Annotated in this window: 16 protein-coding genes; 12 read left to right on the forward strand and 4 right to left on the reverse strand. The window is 56.6% G+C overall.

Annotation, left to right across the window (positions count from 1 at the left end; genetic code table 11):
• The first annotated feature begins 243 nt into the window (after window positions 1-243).
• Window positions 244-1,569: a UDP-N-acetylglucosamine 1-carboxyvinyltransferase gene (gene murA, locus DDF78_RS07295; protein ID WP_152581239.1), complete on the forward strand. Its 1,326-nt coding sequence runs from the start codon at window positions 244-246 to the stop codon at window positions 1,567-1,569.
• A gap of 753 nt (window positions 1,570-2,322) precedes the next feature.
• Here the strand turns inward: murA and DDF78_RS07300 are convergent.
• From DDF78_RS07300 to DDF78_RS07310, 3 genes are all read right to left on the reverse strand, one after another.
• Window positions 2,323-3,180: a DUF559 domain-containing protein gene (locus DDF78_RS07300; protein WP_162000774.1), complete on the reverse strand. Its 858-nt coding sequence runs from the start codon at window positions 3,178-3,180 to the stop codon at window positions 2,323-2,325.
• Window positions 3,181-3,306: 126 nt separating this feature from the next.
• Window positions 3,307-4,692 carry an MFS transporter gene (locus DDF78_RS07305; protein WP_152581241.1) on the reverse strand — a complete coding sequence of 462 codons (1,386 nt, stop codon included), beginning with the start codon at window positions 4,690-4,692 and terminating at the stop codon, window positions 3,307-3,309.
• Window positions 4,693-4,865: 173 nt separating this feature from the next.
• Window positions 4,866-5,558: a TetR/AcrR family transcriptional regulator gene (locus DDF78_RS07310; RefSeq protein ID WP_152581242.1), complete on the reverse strand. Its 693-nt coding sequence runs from the start codon at window positions 5,556-5,558 to the stop codon at window positions 4,866-4,868.
• 213 nt (window positions 5,559-5,771) lie between these two features.
• Between DDF78_RS07310 and DDF78_RS07315 the strand changes: the two genes are divergently transcribed.
• From DDF78_RS07315 to DDF78_RS07360, 10 genes are all read left to right on the forward strand, one after another.
• Window positions 5,772-6,665: a lysophospholipid acyltransferase family protein gene (locus DDF78_RS07315; RefSeq protein ID WP_152581243.1), complete on the forward strand. Its 894-nt coding sequence runs from the start codon at window positions 5,772-5,774 to the stop codon at window positions 6,663-6,665.
• 84 nt (window positions 6,666-6,749) lie between these two features.
• Window positions 6,750-7,745 (forward strand): NAD(P)H-dependent glycerol-3-phosphate dehydrogenase, encoded by a 996-nt coding sequence (locus tag DDF78_RS07320; protein WP_152581244.1) that lies wholly within the window; start codon window positions 6,750-6,752, stop codon window positions 7,743-7,745.
• Window positions 7,746-8,457: 712 nt separating this feature from the next.
• Window positions 8,458-9,345, forward strand: coding sequence for an ABC transporter substrate-binding protein (locus DDF78_RS07325; RefSeq protein ID WP_162000776.1), 888 nt, complete (start codon window positions 8,458-8,460; stop codon window positions 9,343-9,345).
• Window positions 9,346-9,353: 8 nt separating this feature from the next.
• Window positions 9,354-10,175 carry an ABC transporter permease gene (locus tag DDF78_RS07330; protein WP_152581246.1) on the forward strand — a complete coding sequence of 274 codons (822 nt, stop codon included), beginning with the start codon at window positions 9,354-9,356 and terminating at the stop codon, window positions 10,173-10,175.
• A 1-nt stretch (window position 10,176) separates the two neighbouring features.
• On the forward strand, window positions 10,177-10,926 hold the full coding sequence (locus DDF78_RS07335) for an ABC transporter ATP-binding protein (protein ID WP_152581247.1): 750 nt from the start codon (window positions 10,177-10,179) through the stop codon (window positions 10,924-10,926).
• Window positions 10,927-10,957: 31 nt separating this feature from the next.
• Window positions 10,958-11,683: a maleate cis-trans isomerase family protein gene (locus tag DDF78_RS07340; RefSeq protein WP_152581248.1), complete on the forward strand. Its 726-nt coding sequence runs from the start codon at window positions 10,958-10,960 to the stop codon at window positions 11,681-11,683.
• Window positions 11,684-11,696: 13 nt separating this feature from the next.
• Entirely contained in the window at window positions 11,697-13,034 is a 1,338-nt protein-coding gene (locus DDF78_RS07345) for an amidohydrolase family protein (protein WP_162000777.1), read from the forward strand.
• Window positions 13,027-14,247 carry an amidase family protein gene (locus DDF78_RS07350; protein WP_162000778.1) on the forward strand — a complete coding sequence of 407 codons (1,221 nt, stop codon included), beginning with the start codon at window positions 13,027-13,029 and terminating at the stop codon, window positions 14,245-14,247. The genes DDF78_RS07345 and DDF78_RS07350 overlap by 8 nt, the downstream gene beginning before the upstream one ends.
• A gap of 27 nt (window positions 14,248-14,274) precedes the next feature.
• Window positions 14,275-15,000 (forward strand): SDR family NAD(P)-dependent oxidoreductase, encoded by a 726-nt coding sequence (locus tag DDF78_RS07355; RefSeq protein WP_152581251.1) that lies wholly within the window; start codon window positions 14,275-14,277, stop codon window positions 14,998-15,000.
• Window positions 15,001-15,017: 17 nt separating this feature from the next.
• Window positions 15,018-16,214: an amidohydrolase family protein gene (locus DDF78_RS07360; RefSeq protein ID WP_152581252.1), complete on the forward strand. Its 1,197-nt coding sequence runs from the start codon at window positions 15,018-15,020 to the stop codon at window positions 16,212-16,214.
• 19 nt (window positions 16,215-16,233) lie between these two features.
• Here DDF78_RS07360 and DDF78_RS07365 read toward each other — a convergent pair whose 3' ends face one another.
• Window positions 16,234-16,929, reverse strand: coding sequence for a FadR/GntR family transcriptional regulator (locus DDF78_RS07365; protein WP_152581253.1), 696 nt, complete (start codon window positions 16,927-16,929; stop codon window positions 16,234-16,236).
• 201 nt (window positions 16,930-17,130) lie between these two features.
• On the opposite strand from DDF78_RS07365, the gene DDF78_RS07370 reads away from it, so the two are divergent.
• Entirely contained in the window at window positions 17,131-17,892 is a 762-nt protein-coding gene (locus DDF78_RS07370; protein WP_152581254.1) for a cyclase family protein, read from the forward strand.
• Window positions 17,893-17,906: the final 14 nt, after the last annotated feature.

The raw sequence follows: 17,906 nt of genomic DNA on the forward strand, positions 1-17,906 counted from the left end.
GGTGTTGCGTCACAGAGAATGACTGCGCTCGGCGTTGCATCCCTGTGGTATTGCAATACTGAGTTATCTCAACACTGCGGCATTGCAACGCGTGCGGAAACGAGACAGCCTATCGGCGCGTGTCGTTTAGGCTGCGGGCGTATGTAGCGCATTTCACCAAGCCCCCACAAGCCTTGTGGCAAACTAAATGCTAGCGTTATACCCGCCCGCAAACCTGCGTGGGGAATGAAAGAGGACTGAAGAGTGGCTGAAGATAGCGAAGATGTTCTGCATGTGGTCGGCGGAAAGCCGCTGAACGGCACCATCAAGGTGCGCGGCGCAAAGAATTTCGTCAGCAAGGCCATGGTGGCCGCGCTGCTCGCGCCGGGCGTGTCCGTGCTCAAGAACGTGCCCGAGATCCGGGACGTGCACGTGGTCTCCGATCTGTTGCGCCTGCATGGCGTGAACGTTGATGTCAATGGCGACAAGGGCATCGTCACCATTGACGCGACGAATGTGCAGCTGGCCGATGTCGCCGATGTCGACACGCTGTCAGGTTCCTCGCGCATCCCGATCCTGTTCTCCGGCCCGCTGCTGCACCGGCTGGGCGAGGCTTTCATCCCGCAGCTGGGCGGCTGCAACATCGGCGGCCGGCCGATTGACTTCCACCTTGAGACGCTGCGCAAGCTGGGCGCGAACGTCGACAAGGAGCATCAGGACGGCATCCACATCACCGCGCCAGACGGACTGCATGGCGCGAAGATTCACCTGCCATACCCCTCCGTCGGCGCGACCGAGCAGACGCTGCTCGCCGCTGTGCTCGCCGAAGGCAGGACCGAGCTATCCGGCGCGGCAATCGAGCCGGAGATCATGGATCTGGTGGCGGTGCTGCAGAAAATGGGCGCCATCATCTCGGTTGATGTGGACCGCACCTTCCGCGTTGAAGGCGTCAAGGAGCTCAAGGGCTACACGCATACTTCGCTGACCGATCGCATCGAGGCAGCATCCTGGGCTTCGGCGGCGCTGGCGACGCACGGCGATATCTTCGTCAAAGGTGCGACGCAGCCCGAGATGATGACCTTCCTCAACGTATTCCGTAAAATCGGCGGCGAATTCGATATCACTGACAAGGGCATCCGCTTCTGGCATCCGGGCGGTGACCTGAAGTCGGTCGCCCTCGAAACCGACGTGCACCCCGGGTTCATGACCGACTGGCAGCAGCCGCTCGTCGTGGCGCTCACCCAGGCCAACGGCCTGTCGATCGTGCACGAAACCGTGTACGAGAACCGCTTCGGCTTCACCAAGCCGCTGGTGCAGATGGGTGCGACCATTCAGCTCTACCGCGAGTGCCTGGGGTCATTGCCCTGTCGCTTCCAGCAGCGCAATTACAAGCATTCCGCAGTGATCTTCGGGCCGACTCCGCTCGAAGGCCGTGACATCGACGTGCCCGACCTGCGCGGCGGATTCAGCCACCTCATCGCGGCGCTGACGGCCAAAGGCCCCTCCGACGTGCGCGGCATCAGCCTGATCGACCGTGGCTACGCCGACTTCCGCGGCAAGCTCACCGCCCTCGACGCCGCCATCGACTAGCGGTGTTTGCGTGTCTGCACCCGTGCTGTTTTCAGGCAATTGGCGTTGAAACATTCGAAATACGGGGCATCCAAGCTGCATAGGGTGCCCCAATAAGCTGCCTTGGTTGTTATATGGTGCCACGCAGATATATCGGATGCAGAATGCAGCATAAAACCTTCTGATTTGCATCTATTAAGCACTTTTTTCGTCAATTAAGCACATGCGAAAGTAGCCACGGTTCTATGAGGTAATGAAAACGTTGAAATTACGCCGTTTCTGAATAATCTCTTTTCAGAGTATATGGGTAAAGACCATACATGACTGAGAAAAGTGCTTAATAGATTTCAGGTGCAGACGATATCACGTCACGACAGCTTGTGGGCGAAGGACATGGGGCGCAAGAAATCGCAATGCTCAATGGTCAATGGCCTGAACATCAGTGAACCGAACGGTAATGAACCTGGTTACGGCGAACCGGATGCCAATCTGCCAGTGTTCCCGAATCTATTAAGCAGATTTGGCTCGAATTGAAGTTCTACGGAGGATATTAAGGGATAGGACCTTTTTGAAAACGTTGAATTTGAGCCGTTTTGAGAGCAGATTATTTTCCGGATACTTTCGCAAGTGCTTAATTGACGAATAAAGTGCTGAATAAATGAGGTTGCAGGGCAAATCGATGTATCTTGACTTGCCCCGTGCTTTTCGCTGCCCATCAGAGCGGAGTGGTTCGTTTCGACCGCGAACGTGAGAGTTCGGTCTTCGTACGCTGCCTCACCAGTTTGGACGTCCGAACTGGTGAATGGCTTTGTCGGCCTGCGCGAGAGCGTCGGCAACCATCATCACGAAGTTATGCAGCGTTGTATCGCTTGAAAACACTTCTTTTGTTGCAGTGAAAACTTTCCATCCAAGACTCTGCAATCTGTTGCGTTTATAGAGGTCATAGGTCCAGCGGTCTCTGGTGTGGTGGTATTCCCCGTCGTATTCAATAATCACCTGCTGTTTGAGATAGGCCATATCTACTGAAAACTGATTGCTTTCAACGGTGTCGATGATGGTCGGGTTCACTTCGGGGATAGGGAGCCCGACTTCGGGAAACTTGAGACGAATATAGGTTTCCTGAGGAGAGTCCGTTCCCTCAACACTGAGGGGAAGAGCCTCTTTGCAGACTCGCACTCCGCGAAAAGGGCCGATGCTATAGATGAAATCCGCCAAGTTATCATGAGTGGTCTGTTTCAAATCGGGATTGTTGCAAGTGAGCCAGTCCATGATTATGACCATTGAGTCACGGTCGCAGAAGGCAGCCATCTGACATACTGCCTGCTCTACCGAAACTCCGGCGATATTGTCGCCGAACTGGGTATGGGTCATGGGGTGCGGCCATAAATGATTCTGTACGCCGCGCAGATGCGAGAGTTGTTGCGGCGAATTCGCTGTGACGTGCAGCAGCCTGCTGTCTAAAGTGCTGGGCACGTTGACGCTCATGCCGCATAGTCTCAGAAGGGTGATGTGACTGAAAATGAGCGTGCGCTTGGTTCGTCTGGCTGCTTCGGCGCAGGCCAGATGCTGCTCGCTGGCGATTCGTTGCGCCTCATCGAGGGTGAAGAATGTGCTTCGGGAAGTAGTTTGCATGTTGGCATCGTACGGGAGGTTGCCCGGTCGCGTCATGCGTATCATGGTTATGTGGTCGAAGGCTTGGGGTTTCGACACGCCGAGGGTTTTGCCGGTCGAAGTCGGTTGTGCAGAGCGATTTCAGCGTTACGAAACGTCAGGAGACTGATGGCGGGAGTTGCCGCGTGTGGTGTGGTGCGGCTCGGCTCCTGCGTCAAAATGCGCGAACAGCGACCGGGCGCAGAGGGTCAGCGCGGCTATGGCGGCAGCGGTGACAAGCGCGATCCATAGCGGGGGCACGTGGTCGTAGGCCCAGCCGTATGCCATCTGGCCCAGCGGCATGGCGCAGATTGACAGGCTTGAAACCATCGCCATGACTTTGCCCGTGAGCGCTTCTGGGGTGCGCATCTGGATGGCGGGGATTGCGATGATGGTGGTGAAGCTGGCGGCGATGATCATGGCACAGAACGAGGCGACGATCAGCGCCAGCCTGGTCCAATCGTTGAATGGCACTGCGAACGCTACTGCGCAGGGCAGCACGCATACGGCAATGGCGTAGCAGGCGGCCGGGAATCGCTCGATGATGAGCTTCGAGGCCAGCGCGCCGGTGATGAAGGCGCCCGCAACTCCCGCGATACCGACGATTCCCTCGCTGATGCCGTAGATGGTGGCGTTGAAGCCCAGCGTGGCGCGCACCATATAGGTGAACCCTACGGAGCTATTGCCGTTGACGAAGAAGTTGACGGCGGTGGCAAACAGCATGAGCTTAAGGATGTTGGGTTGTTTGCGGGCTAGGAACCGCAAGGCCTCTTTGATATCTTCGATGGGCGTGGGCATGGCTGTGGGTATGTCCTTGGGCGTATCTTCGTCGGTTGCGGTTGCGGCACTGTCGTGATCTGCACGCCGTGGAGGCGCGAGGTGCAGAAAGCATTCGAGGATTGCCGTGGCGTAGAAGCCCGTGATGCTAATGATGAGCATCATTCGGATGCCGAATGCGGCGTACAGCACTCCGCCGGCGAAGGAGGGCAGCAGCGAAGTGAGCTGCTGAACCTGATTGACGATGGCCATGCCGCAGCGCATGGTCGTCTCCCCGGAATCGCGCAGCAGCTGGGGCAGCGCGGCCTGAACGGTCGGCGTTTCGAAGGCGCTGAGCACAGAGAGCGACACCATGAGCGCGCTGACCGCGACCATGCTGAACCCATTGCCTGCGGCGAACCAGATGGCTGCCAGCACAATGAAGGTGCCGGAAAGCGCATCCAGCGCAACCATGATGGTGCGCCGGTTGATGCGGTCGGCCAGCACGCCGCCGAATGGGGACAGCAGAATCGTCGGCACGACGGCTACAGCGAGCATCGAGGCGAAGGCCGAGGCCGAGCCGGTTTCGTCAAGCACCCACATCGACATCGCGAAGCGCAGCATCGTGTTGGCGAAGAGGGAGAGCCCTTGACCGGCAACCAGGAGGATGAAGTTGCGACTGGTGAGTGGGGAGTGAGAGGCGGGGCTGAGGTTGGGGTTGGGATGTGACGATGCCATAATAATCCTTTCATACCGACCGACGGTATGTATAGAAGTGATAAAAATTGGACCGGATTGGAGCGTTGAAAAGAAGGCTGGATTGGCGTAAGGATGACTGACGAGAGATCTGAATGGTGGGAAAATAGGCCGTCCGACGACCGAACCGACCGACCGACTGCCAAGATGAATGCCTACTGCTCCGTTACGATCTGCGGTGCCTCTGCTGACGATTCGTTGCTCGGCGCAGCAAGCACGGCGATGCCGGTCATGAAGTCATCGATGAGCGCACCGTCGAAAACCGGCACGTTGATGGCTTCAAGCATGGCTTCCAGACATTCGATTCGGTGCCTCAGCTCGCTCGGCGTGCCGGGGAAGAAGTGCGGGATTAGCCAGTAGTTCGGTAGGATGGCCAGCATCTGGGCCGCTTCGCGCGGGTATTGCGTCGGCGTGGAGCCGTCGGCGACGCCCTCCTCGATATAGACGAGCAGCTGCTGCGAGAGCTCGTTGCCCCAATGCCGCAGGTTCGCGGCCAGCGTCGTGGGGTCGTCGAGCTGGGGGAGCAGGGCGCGGATGGCGGTGAGATGCTGCTTGTCGCGCATGGTGGAGCGCATGGTCTCCTGCAGTTTCTGCAGTCCGGACATCGTCTTGTCGCTGTCGAGGCGAGCGAAGATATTCTCGGTGAATTCCATATCTTGATTGCTCAGCGCGTCGAGAATGGCCTCTTTTGAAGCGAAATGGTGGTAGATCGCGCCTTTTGAGAGGTCGCCCAGCTCGTTGAGGATGTCTTGGATGGAGGTTTTCTCAAAGCCCTTGGCAGCGAATTGGGCTCGGGCCGCATTGAGGATGCGCTGCCGGGTGACTTCCGGGTGGGCGTTGCGTGCCATAAGGCTGCTTCCTTTCTAGAACGAGGCTGCGAGGTGTGCGGCTGTTTGTCGGGCGGAGATGGTCGTGCGTATAAACGCCAGCCATCGTGTGCTGCTAACTGCAACTTTACATACCGTCGGTCGGTATGTAAAATTAAGAGTATATCTGATATCTTTGCGATTGAATCGTGGCCGTTCCTGCGGTTCGTTCGGCGCTTGCGGCACAATGGGGGCATGACTTCCAAAGGAAAACCGTCGCCGCGCTCGGCTGTGAAACCCTTAAGCGATGAGCAGGTTCGTATACTCAACGAACGCCATCATCTGGTTGACCCGACGTATGAGCCGCCCATCCAAGGGCACGCGCCCAATACGGCTGAGATCGAGGCGCAGCATCCCAAAGGCACCAAGCGCCTGCTTGCCGGAGTGTCGGTCGTGATGCGGACGCACAGCAAAGTGCAGGCTTGGGGATTGGAGCATATCCCCGAAACCGGCGTATTCATCACAGCGGCGTCGCATGTGACGATGTACGACGTGTTCGTGCCGATGATGACGCTGTTTCATATGGGCAGACGGCCGCGGTTCATGGCGAAGGCGGAGCTGGGCGGCTGGCCGGTGATCGGCAAATGGTTCCAGCTGGTCGGCATGCAGCCGGTGCCGAGGCGCAGTGGCAAGGCGCGCGTCATCGAAGAGGAATCCGTCAGGATTCTCACGTCCGGTCGCCCGCTGACGATCTGGCCGGAGGGCACGCTGACCCGCGATCCGCTCAAATGGCCGATGAGCATGAAGAACGGCGTCGGCATCATCGCGCTTGAGGCCTCGCGTCGATTGGGCCATCAGGTGCCGCTGTTCTGCGCGGTCACTTGGGGCGCGGCGAGCATCAACCACTGGTGGCCGTGGCCGCGCAAGAACGTCGTCATGTGCTATGACACGCAGCTTGACTATTCCGATTTGCTTGGCTCAATGGCTCAATGGGGCGAGGAGCCGCCGGCAGCGCTGGCCGATGAGCTGGCCGGGCGGGTGCGCGAGCGCATGGAAGCCGTGATGACCGAGATTCGCGGTGAGCAGCCACCCGCCGAGGGATACTGGGACTTCCGCACGATGAGTCGCAAGCCGCGTTTATCCGCCTAACGACTCGGCAAAGTCAATGCAAAGTCAAGGCGGGCGGTAGCATAACAAGGCATAGATACGTCCGCTGGCGCGAAGGAGCGAGGTATGAAGATCACGGTGTTGGGCGCGGGAGCCTGGGGCACGGCCTTCGGTCAGGTGCTTGCGGATGCCGGCAATGACGTGACGATGTGGGCGCGCGAACCTGAGATCGTGCAGGGTATCCGGGATCAGCATCATAATGCGGTCCGTTTGCCCAGCGTCAAGCGCCTCCCCGAGAATATGACGGCGACCGGCGACCGAGCCGAGGCGGTGTGCGGTGCGCGCATCGTCGTGGTTGCGATAGCCGCCCAGTTCGCTCGGATAGCGCTTGAGCCGTTCAAAGACCTGATTTCTGAGAATGCCATCGTCGTCTCGCTGATGAAGGGCATCGAGCGCAATACCGGCAAGCGCATGGATGAGGTGGTGCGCGAGGCGCTTGCCTTGCCGGCCGAGCGCTTCGCCGCCGTATCTGGCCCGAATCTGAGCAAGGAAATCGCCGACCGCCAGCCTTCGGCCACTGTTGTCGCATGCGAGGATATCGATGTGGCGCATACGGTCGCCTCTGCCTGCGCTACGGAATATTTCAAGACCTTCGTCACCACTGACGTGATTGGGCTGGAAATGTGCGGATCGCTCAAGAACGTCGTGGCGCTCGCGGTCGGCATGGCCCGAGGGGCCGGATACGGCGAGAACACTGCCGCCATGATCGAGACGCGCGGGCTTGCGGAACTTACGGCGCTGGGCGAGGCCGCCGGGGCGAACCCGAGAACCTTTGCCGGACTGGCAGGCGTCGGCGATCTGATTGCCACCTGCGGTTCGCCGCTGAGCCGCAACTATACTTTTGGCTCCAATCTGGGCAAAGGCATGAGCGTCGCGGAAGCGACGGCCGCCAGCAGCGGCGTGGCCGAAGGCGTGCCCACAACCGATGCCGTCGTGGCGCTGGGCCGCAAGTTTGGCGTGCCCACCCCGCTGGCCTGTGCAATGAGCCGGGTGCTGGATGAGGGCATCCCGTGCGCGCAGATGCTCGCCGAGCTGTTCAGCGCCGATATCAGCGAGGAATAGGGCGAACCCAGGGCCGAATGCATCGGACGAGTTTTCGAGTCTCAGTCACCAGACTGTGCTTGCCTTTGGACGTAGGTAGCTATTTGACTTATGCACAATGATGCAATGATGCAATGATGCAATGACGCATAGAATGTGGCATCCACACGTCACGACTCCTGCATGATGAGCAAGTCTATGCGGGGTTGCATCGCGTAAAAGGTCTGAAATATCGCAATGCCGGCGCTCCACCCCTGTGGCAGTGCCGGCATTGCGACACATAACGTCAGGAGCATGGCAGTCCTAAGCAGCATGCTCATTCAGAAATTGTGGCGCATCCTTGAGGCAGAACGTTGTCCGCTTATCGGACTGCTGCGAATAAGCGGATGAGCAGTGGCTCTTTTCCTTGCTGTCATTACCGCAAACCTTGCCAAAGGCGCTGAGATCATCAGTCGACATTTGGCAATCCGTAACAGTCTCGAAATACGAGCGTTACTGTTGCGTTTCTCAGACTATTTATGATTGGTCCTACCAATTTGAATTGGTGATTGCAACACATGCAAAAGGAAAAATCATGAGAGTAAAAAATGTAAACCGGTACATCGCGCAATCTCTCGCTTTGGTCACCAGTGTCGTTCTGCTTGCCTCGGGCTGTGGATCATCAGCCAGTTCTTCATCGAGCGCAACGAATGCACTGAGCGTTGGCTACGCGAGTTGTGCACACTGCATCCCTATGAGCCTGATTCCGAATAAGGCGAAGGACCTCAAATTGGACATGCATCAGTTCCAAAATGGCAACGATTCTCTAATGGCACTCATGAGCAAGAAGGTGGATGTCGCTCAGGTCACCTATGGGCATCTTGTCACCGCTTTGAATCAAGGTTCTCCCGTGGTCGCAATATCAGGCCAGATCAATGGCGGTAGTGATATCATCCTTTCCAACGGTATGAAGGATAAGGTCAGCCCAGGCAACTGGAAAGAACTCTCCTCCTATATCAAACAAAAGGCATCTGATGGCGCAAAGCTGAAGATTGGCGCCAACCGAGGAAGCTCGCAGGATCTCCAGATGCGTGCGCAGTTCAGCGCCGAAGGCGTCGATGTCAACAAGGATCTGGACTTCGTGAATATCTCGAATCCGGCCGATTTCAAGAATAATCTCGTGAACAAGCAGATTGACCTTGTATCGGCTGTCGAACCATTCGCATCCGGTATCATCCTATCGAATTCCGGCTATCACTTCGCTTATCCGTATGATCAGCCGATGGGCGACCTCACCAATATTATCCTGACTCGCGATGATGTAATCAAATCGAAGCATGACGCGCTTCAGCAATTCGTTGATGCGAACGTTGAAGTTGTCGATGGGCTGAAAGGTGATACAAGCCCATGGGTGGATGCGGTCGTCTCCAAGACGGGCCTGGACAAGGCCATTGCGCAACGAGCGGTGAAGAATGCAAGGCCTGATTACACCATCAAAATGACCAAGGTCGAGCAGATAGCCAAGACGCTCAAGGGCATGGGATATGTGCAAAAGGATGTTTCCGGCCAAATCTCCTCGCATGTTGACTACAGCTTCCTGTCCAAAGCGACCAAGCAATCCGAAGCCCAGCTTGGTAAGTAGTGATGAGCATGACTGGTCGCAAGAATCCTGCAACGTGGGGCAAAACGCTTCTTTCGAAGCTTGGCCACGGGATTCAAAAACTCATCTTCCCGATTCTGGTCATTGCGATATGGGAATCGTCCTCGTTCAGCTCAGACTATAGCTCGGTTTTCCCAACACCCAGCAAAATTATTCATGCACTAGGAGACTGGATCTTCGGGTTTGACGGCAGTACGCAGAGCGTCAGCGGCCAGTGGCTCACGGCCGCGGCCAGCAGCCTGACGCGCGTGCTTTCCGGGTATGCTCTTGCTATCGTGCTGGGCATCATCGCAGGTATTGTATGCTCGTGGTGGGAGGTCACCAAGCGCCTTTTGGAGCCGACGGTGCAGATGTTGCGTTTCATTCCGCCAGTCTCCTGGATACCATTAAGCATCATATGGTTTGGCATAGGCGATGGTCCTGCGGTGTTCCTCGTGTTCCTGGCAGCGTTCTTCCACATTTTTATCAATACGACGCATGGCATTGTAAGCACGCCTGAAAACCTGCTTCGTGCCACGGAGATGATGAGTGCAAGCTCGCTGCAAAAGTTGATATACGTGGCATTGCCTCATGCAGTACCCTCCATTTTCACAGGTTTGCGCACAGGACTTGGCGCAGCCTGGATGACGGTGGTGACGTCCGAAATGATAGCGGTGAAAAGCGGCTTGGGCTATTCCCTGTGGGATTCGTACAATTTCATGCGTCTGGATCTGGTCGTTGCCGCCATGGTGAGCATTGGGGTCATCGGCTACCTGTCCGACTTTATTCTGCGGCTCAGCTACCGCCGCGTTATGTTCTGGAAGGAGTCCTGACATGGCTTATCGCTACCTCAGTATTGAGAATGTAGGCAAGAGATATCAGACGCCGAACGGCGCGCTTGATGTGCTCGAGAATCTTGATCTGCGCATTAAGGATCATGAATTCGTCTGCATCGTTGGACCGAGTGGATGTGGGAAAACCACGATTCTTAATCTCATCGCGGGATTCGAATCGCCCACTTCCGGCCGGCTGACGCTTCTGGACGAGCCGATTGAAGGGCCGGGCAGTGATCGTGCGGTCGTCTTCCAGGAAGCAAGCCTGATGCCTTGGATGAATGTGCAGTCCAATATTGGATTGCCACTCAAGGTGAAGCATGTTTCCAAAGAGGAGCGTGCCGCGAAAGTCGAACCGCTTATCGACACAGTGGGCTTAAAGGGCTTCGAGCGGCATTTCCCTTGGCAGCTTTCCGGGGGCATGCAGCAGCGAGTGGGTATCGCGCGAGCGTTGGCCATGGATCCTCAGATTATTTTGATGGATGAGCCTTTCGGCGCGTTGGATGCGCAGACGCGTGAATCCATGCAGGAAAGTCTGGTTGACATCTGGTCGAAATCCAAGAAAACCGTAGTGTTCATTACTCATAGCATCGATGAGGCGCTCGTACTCGGCGATCGCGTCATCGTCATGGGATCGCGAGGGACCGGGGTTAAGGATGACATTCATGTGGATCTGGACCGTCCTCGTGACTCGACCACGGTTCCGTTCAACGAATTGAAGAAGCACATTAGAGAGCTTCTCGTCAACTGATGAGCGCAAAACGCGCAGAAAGAGACATTCTATGAAACGCATTGGCATGCTGACTCCGTCATCAAACACTATTCTGGAGCCTGAAACCTTCGCCATGCTGTCGGCATTGCCTGATGTCAGCGTCCACTTCGGCAGGTTTTCAGTTACAGAGATCACGCTTTCCAATAAAGGCGTAGGGCAGTTCGATATAGAGCCCATGCTGACGGCGGCCAGATTGCTGGCGGAAGCAAAAGTCGACTGCATCATATGGAATGGCACTTCCGCAGGATGGCTTGGAGAGGACAGCGACGCGCGGCTGTGTGACAGCATCAGCCAGGAGACGGGCATCCCATGTTCATCTGTCGTGCTGGGGCAACGCGAGTTGTTCCGTCGGCTTGGGGTGCATTCCATTAATCTGGTGGATCCGTACACCGAGGATGTGAATGCGGCGATCCAGCACACGTTTGGGGCGATGGGCACGGCTGTTGCCGGATGGTCGTCGTTCAATGAGCATGTGAACTGGAATTTTTCGCAGTTCACCCGCTCTCAGATCAAGGCAAAAGTTCAGGAGCTGATGCAGCAGCACCCGGACGCCGATGGCATCTACGCGTTCTGCACGAATATGAATGCTGCAGACTTAGCCATTTGGGCAGAAAGTCGATACGGCATACCGTTCGTTGATTCCACATCCTTGGCAGTCTGGGAGGCGCTGCGCGTCATTGAATACCCGAGTGCCGACAGGCTTGCCCAGCAGTGGGGAACGATGTTCAATGCGTAATGCACCGGGAATCATGGGCAACGAGTACTGGCTGGTGAATGTCGCAGCTGTCATCGAGCATGACGGCAAATTTGAGGTGCGTCACCATACCAGCATTCATGTGGTGGGAAACACCATCGCTTGGATAGGAGATTCCGTGCGCGCATCGCAGGCGCCAGATGCCGAGGTGCGCGTCATTGACGCGCACGATGCCTATGCGCTGCCCGGATTCATCAACACTCATGTTCATTCCGCCCTGCTGTCGAATCATGGCCGGGGAGACGACTATGCGGGGGCGCCGATCTATCAGCACCGCGTAGCGCAAGGCATCATGTTCTCTCCTGATGAACTTGCGGTTCTCGCCGGTTTCGGAGCGGTGCAGGCAGCGCTGATGGGATCGACCACCATAGTCGATAACTATGAGCATGAGGATGCCTCCGCTGCCTACCTAGAGCGCGTTGGTATTCGTTGCTATGTCAGCGAACGCGTGCATGACGCCGATCTCGCCGTACTAGCGTACAGCGGCCGGTACGAATATCAGCACGCTATTCGCGAGCAAACGCTGTCCAGACAGCACAATCTCGAGGATCGCTATGCAGGCAACGGCGACGACGACCTGATGCGTGTGATGATCGGGCCGCATGGTCCGGACACCTGCTCGCGCGAATTGCTTGCGGAATGCTCGCAACTTGCCAAAGAGCGCCAGCAACTGGTGGCGATTCACCTGTCGCAGGGAGCACATGAGCGCAACCAAGTTTCGTCCCGTGACAGTATGGATTCGGTGGAACTGCTGGAATCCTGCGGTTTGCTGGGTCCATGGCTGCTAGCTGGCCACTGCCTATCGCTGCCGCAGTCACGCATCGCCCGGCTAGCGCAAGCGGGGACAAACGTGATCCAAATGGTGGGTGCAAATCTCAAATCCGGCTGCCGTCTGCAAAGCGACGAGTTTGCCCAGGCTGGTGCCAATGTGTGCGTTGCTACGGACAACATGATGCCCGACATGCTGGATTGCCTGCGTCTATATGCGCTGGTGAACCGTCTTGGTTCACCGCATCCCGATGACTATGACGCGTCTCGGGCGCTTGCATCCGCAACGATCAATCCCGCTCTCGCCATCGGCCGTTCGCATGATCTTGGACGTCTGACAAAGGGGTACAAGGCCGACATCGTGCTCATCGAACCCAACCCTGTGGTGTCGGTCCCTGCCAGCGGTGAACTGCAGCATATCGTCTATAACTACCGGCGTGACGATATCCGCGACGTTATCGTGAACGGCGAATTCGTAGTGAAGGACCACGCGCCGGCCAATGCCGACCTCATGCAGCTGCGGCAGGAAGCACTTCGGATCTTTGCGGTGCATGATCATGAATGAGCGGAATTCCAAGCGTATGCTTCTCGACAAGCGATTTCACACCAGCGCGACTGTGCTGGAATCTGAGCCGGGCGCACGGGCGGATGACGAAGGCCCAGTCTTCGGCGTCAAGGATCTTATCGCGGTACAAGGAGTGCCGCGTTATCTCGGTTTCGAGCGTTGCATTGGGCACAAGCAGCCTGAGGCGACCGAGTCCGCGACATGCGTTTCGCTGCTACGCAATCACGGCTACAAGCTGTATGCCACGCAGAAGACCCCACCGCTGGGATTGGGATTGACGGATGTCGATACGGTATATCCTGCGATGCCAGGGGCATATCCGGGAGGTTCCAGCACTGGTAGTGCGGTCGCGGTCAGCACGGGCATCACCGATGTGGCCTTGGGGACGGATTCCATGGGATCAGTGCGCAAACCGGCTGCGCTCAATGATATCTGGGGATTCAAGCCCATGCATGGCAGCTACCCGTCTGACCATATCTGCGATACGTCGCCCAGTTTCACCGATGTTGGAACGCTTGCACGCAATTTGGAAGATCTCGAAGCGTTGGACCGTATACTGAACGCTGATGTCGAGAGTCGCAATTCTGCAAGAAAACCAACAAAATTCAAGGTGCTGACTATTGACAATGCATCGATGGGCCCTGCTATCAATGCGCAATATCAGCGTGCCCTCGTGGTGCTGAGCGGTGATAACGACATTCGTCTCGAATCGTCCGCTATTGATTGGGAACAACTAGCCTACCCGGCTGATATCACCGCCACTATCAGCAACTATGAGCTGATGCGAGCAATCCGACAGGACGAAACCTCAGGATCATGGCTGCGTCGTGAAATCAACGACTACGTCAGCCGGTACATGGACAATCCGACAGTGCCCGCCAGCGACTATCGGCAAGCTTTGCAAGAGAAACGAAATTATGCGCAGCATATGGAACAGCGTTTCCCTGACATTGCCGTGCTCACGCCCGCCCTGCCGCAGCGGCCGCCCAGTCTTCCCTGGAGCAACCGGTCGGATATGCTGCACCGGCTTACGAGATACACATCGCTAGCCAATGTGCTGGGTACGGCCAGCATCTGCATACCGATGCACCGCAGCAACTCGTCGTTTTCCTATGATTTCGGGCTGCTGCTCACGTCGCTTACCTCAACAATCACGCATCGTCAGCTCTTTGAAACCGCTCGCATAATAAGCGGCGCGATTTCGGCTGCATAACAGATGCATAACAGAAAGGAAATCACCATGAATACCACTCGAAGAGTGCTGATAACAGGAGGCGCGTCCGGCATCGGCGCTGCAACAGCAGGCCTGCTGCGTTCGCAAGGATGGCAGGTGGCTGTGCTGGATATACAGCATGCCGACAACGATGACTTATCGTTCATCTGCGATTTGCGCGATCCTGCACAAGTGGAGCATGCGGTGCATGAGGCCACTGAGGCATTAGGAGGACTTGATTGCCTGATCAATGCAGCTGGCGTGGAATCCGTGCACAGCGTAGCCGAACTTGATGTGGACGAATGGGATCGCGTGATCAACACCAATCTTCGCGCTCAGTTCCTGACAATCAAGGCAGGCGTCGAGGCTCTGAAAGCGGGGGATTCGGCGTCTATCGTGAACGTGTCTTCGCAGCTTGCCTCGGTTGGCGCGGACCGCTTCAGCGCATACACCGCATCCAAAGCCGGCATACTTGGGCTTACACGATCTCTGGCCATTGAGCTCGCCAAAGACGACATCCGCGTCAACGCGGTCTCTCCTGGCGCGGTGGAGACGCCGCTGCTGGCGCGGCAATTCGAAGGAGGCAAGCGCGGGCCACAGGGAACGATTGACGACCTTATCGCCCAGCATCCGATTGGCCGTCTGGGCAAACCGGATGAGATTGCGCAGGTCATAGCGTTCTTGGCGTCTCCGGCAGCATCGTTCGTGACCGGTGCCAATTACATTGTCGACGGCGGCTATACGGCTATCTGATTGAGGGGCAGACAATCATGTTTGATGTAGTGCTGAACAATGTTCGTCTGACGTCGCTAAAGGACGGTCCGACGACGGATATCGGAATCAAAGACGGCCGAATCGCCGCTGTGGAAACAGGACTGAAAGGGACTGTCAACGTTGATGAGGGCGGGCGCTTCGCAAACAGTGGCTTCATTGAAAGTCACCTGCATTTGGAGAAGGCTTTCCTTTTGGACAGCATGCCCCGCGATGCGCATACGCTGGCTGACGCGATTGACATCACCGGCGAGATGAAACGCGGCTTCACATGCGAAGACATGGCCAGACGCGCCCGCAAAGTACTGGACCGTGAAATCTCATTCGGGACCACGGCTGTGCGCGCGCATGTCGAGGTCGATGACACGTTGCAGCTCAAAGCCATGCAAACCGTGCTGCGCTTGCGTGAGGAATACCGTGATCGGCTGCGGCTTCAAGTCACTGTCTTTCCTCAGGAAGGCATATTTAGACAGGGCAATGTCAAGCAGTTTATGCGCGCATCATTGGAAATGGGCGCAGACGTCGTAGGGGGCATTCCATATAACGACCCTGATCCCGTCGAACACCTCGATTTCGTGTTTGCGCTTGCTGAGGAGTTCCACAAGCCTGTGGATGTTCACATCGATCTGTCCGACAATCCCGAGCAGCTCGATATACTGTCGCTAGCCGACCATGCGATTGCGCACGGCATGCAGGGGAGCGTCAGCGCCGGGCATATGACCTCACTCGGCTCCGTGCCTTTGGACAAGGCGGCGCGTATTGCAGATCGCATTGCCGAGGCCGGCATCTCCGTCGTCTGTTTGCCGATGACCGATGTGTACCTCAACGGACGTGACGATCTTCAAGCTCCTCGGCGCGGCATCATGCCTGTTGGGCTGTTGCAGCAGCATGGCGTGAACGTCGTCGTCGCCACGAACAACATCCAGAACGCGTTCACGCCTTTCGGTAACGGCGATCCGCTCAATGCGGCGAACATGCTTGCCGAAATGGCGCACTTCGGATCGGCGGAGCAGCAGCATGACGTGATGGGCATGCTCACGGTCAACGCCGCCAAGGCGAATCACATGGGAAGCGGTGTAATCGAAAAAGGTCAGCCTGCGAATATCGTGGTGTTTGACACCCCCAATGAGCGTGACGTGCTGCTGGAGCATACGCCGGTGTGGATGTCATTCTATGAGGGGAAACGAGTGAATTGAACGCTGGAGAGGCGTGGGCTCATTGATGCGTTGATTGCTCGATGCGCCTGCGCACCTCAACCATGTGTCTGCGCATGGTCTCTTCGGCAAGGTCGGGATCATGCAGGCCGATCGCCTCGGCTATGGCGCTGTGTTCCTCGACCGAGAGCCGTTGCCATTCATCATTGGAATGGGTGAGCACACGCTCTTCGCGCGTCCATTCGGCGGTCATCGTCACGATGGCGGCCATAATCGGGTTGTGCGAGGCTTGGGCAAGCAATGCATGGAAGGTGATATCTGTATCCGTGGCGTCTTCCTGATTCGATGCCGCCTCGGTTTTGGCCACGGCCTCTTTGATCTGCAGCAGGTCGGCTGCGGTGGCGCGCAGTGCAGCGAGTCTGGCGATGGTGGGTTCAATGGTATAGCGCAATTCGGCCACATATTCGGGGTTGGATTTTGCTGTCATCGCGCGCAGATCCCATTCGTCGCGAGGCGGTTCCAAAACGATGGTCCCGTTGCCTTGGACTCGCCGGATGAGGTTCTTGTTTTCCAGCTCCAGTAGGGCATCGCGCAATGTGGAGCGCGATACCTGGTATCGTTTTGCGAACGCGCGTTCCGGCGGCAGCTTGGTGCCCGGCTGCAGTGTGCCGGTGATGATGCGCCGTTCCAAGTCTGCTGCGATTTGCGTAGCTGCCGGTGTCTGTGTCGCCTGGGAGCCATAGACGGTGGAAGTCATCAGGTGTTGCCTCTTAAAACTAGCTGGTATGACCAATCAATCATACAATTAGTGAATCTTTGGTGCGAAACGCATTGCGGGGCATCAGTAGATTCAGAAAAATGTTTCCCCAAAGTAACGGAACTTTTGTTTCAGGCAACATTCCGCATCATATAATTGGTCCTACCAATTAGGTAATTCAATATCGAGTCGGGAGCAAGCATGACCCATTTTATCGATCTCAGTGTCCCTTTGTCAAATTTCGCCAGCGAATTTAACTCACCAAGCATCACCTATTGGGATCATTATGACTTTGCACATCGCACCGCAAAGACATGGGGTCTTGATCCTGCTGATTTCCCCGAGCCATATGTGGGGAGTGCAGGGGAGGAACTTTCCCTTTCCTCACATGCAGGCACTCATATTGACGCTCCCTGGCATTTTGGGCCCACTACGGCCGGTCAGCCCGCAAAAACCGTTGATCAGGTTCCTTTGGAATGGTGCTACGGCAACGGTGTCGTGCTTGATTTTAGCTCGACAAAGAAGACTGCAGAGCCTATCGACGAAGACGATATCGTGGCTGCGCTCGATCAGTTGCATTATGCACTGCAGCCTAATGACATCGTGATGCTTCGAACAGGAGCCGAGGAGTACTGGGATACGCCGATCTATAATGAGATGGGCACCGGCCTCACTGCGTCTGCTGTCGTCTGGCTGGTGGAGCACGGCGTGCACATGATAACAACGGACGCGTATTCGCTTGACATCCCTTTGAAATACATGGCCGAAAAGCTTAAGGATGGTGACAAGGACGGCTTTTTCCCAGCGCATCGGATTGGACGCGCCGTCGAATATGTCCATGCCGAGAAAGTGATTAACCTCCGACTGCTTCCTGCCACTGGCTTCAAAGTCTCGCTCTTCCCAATCAAAATTCGCAAGGGAAGCGGCTCCTGGTGCCGGGCCGTTGCGATTTTGGACGACTAAAGATAAGGAACGGC

Origin of the sequence: Bifidobacterium tibiigranuli (assembly GCF_009371885.1) — a bacterium.
GTDB classification, from domain to species: domain Bacteria; phylum Actinomycetota; class Actinomycetes; order Actinomycetales; family Bifidobacteriaceae; genus Bifidobacterium; species Bifidobacterium tibiigranuli.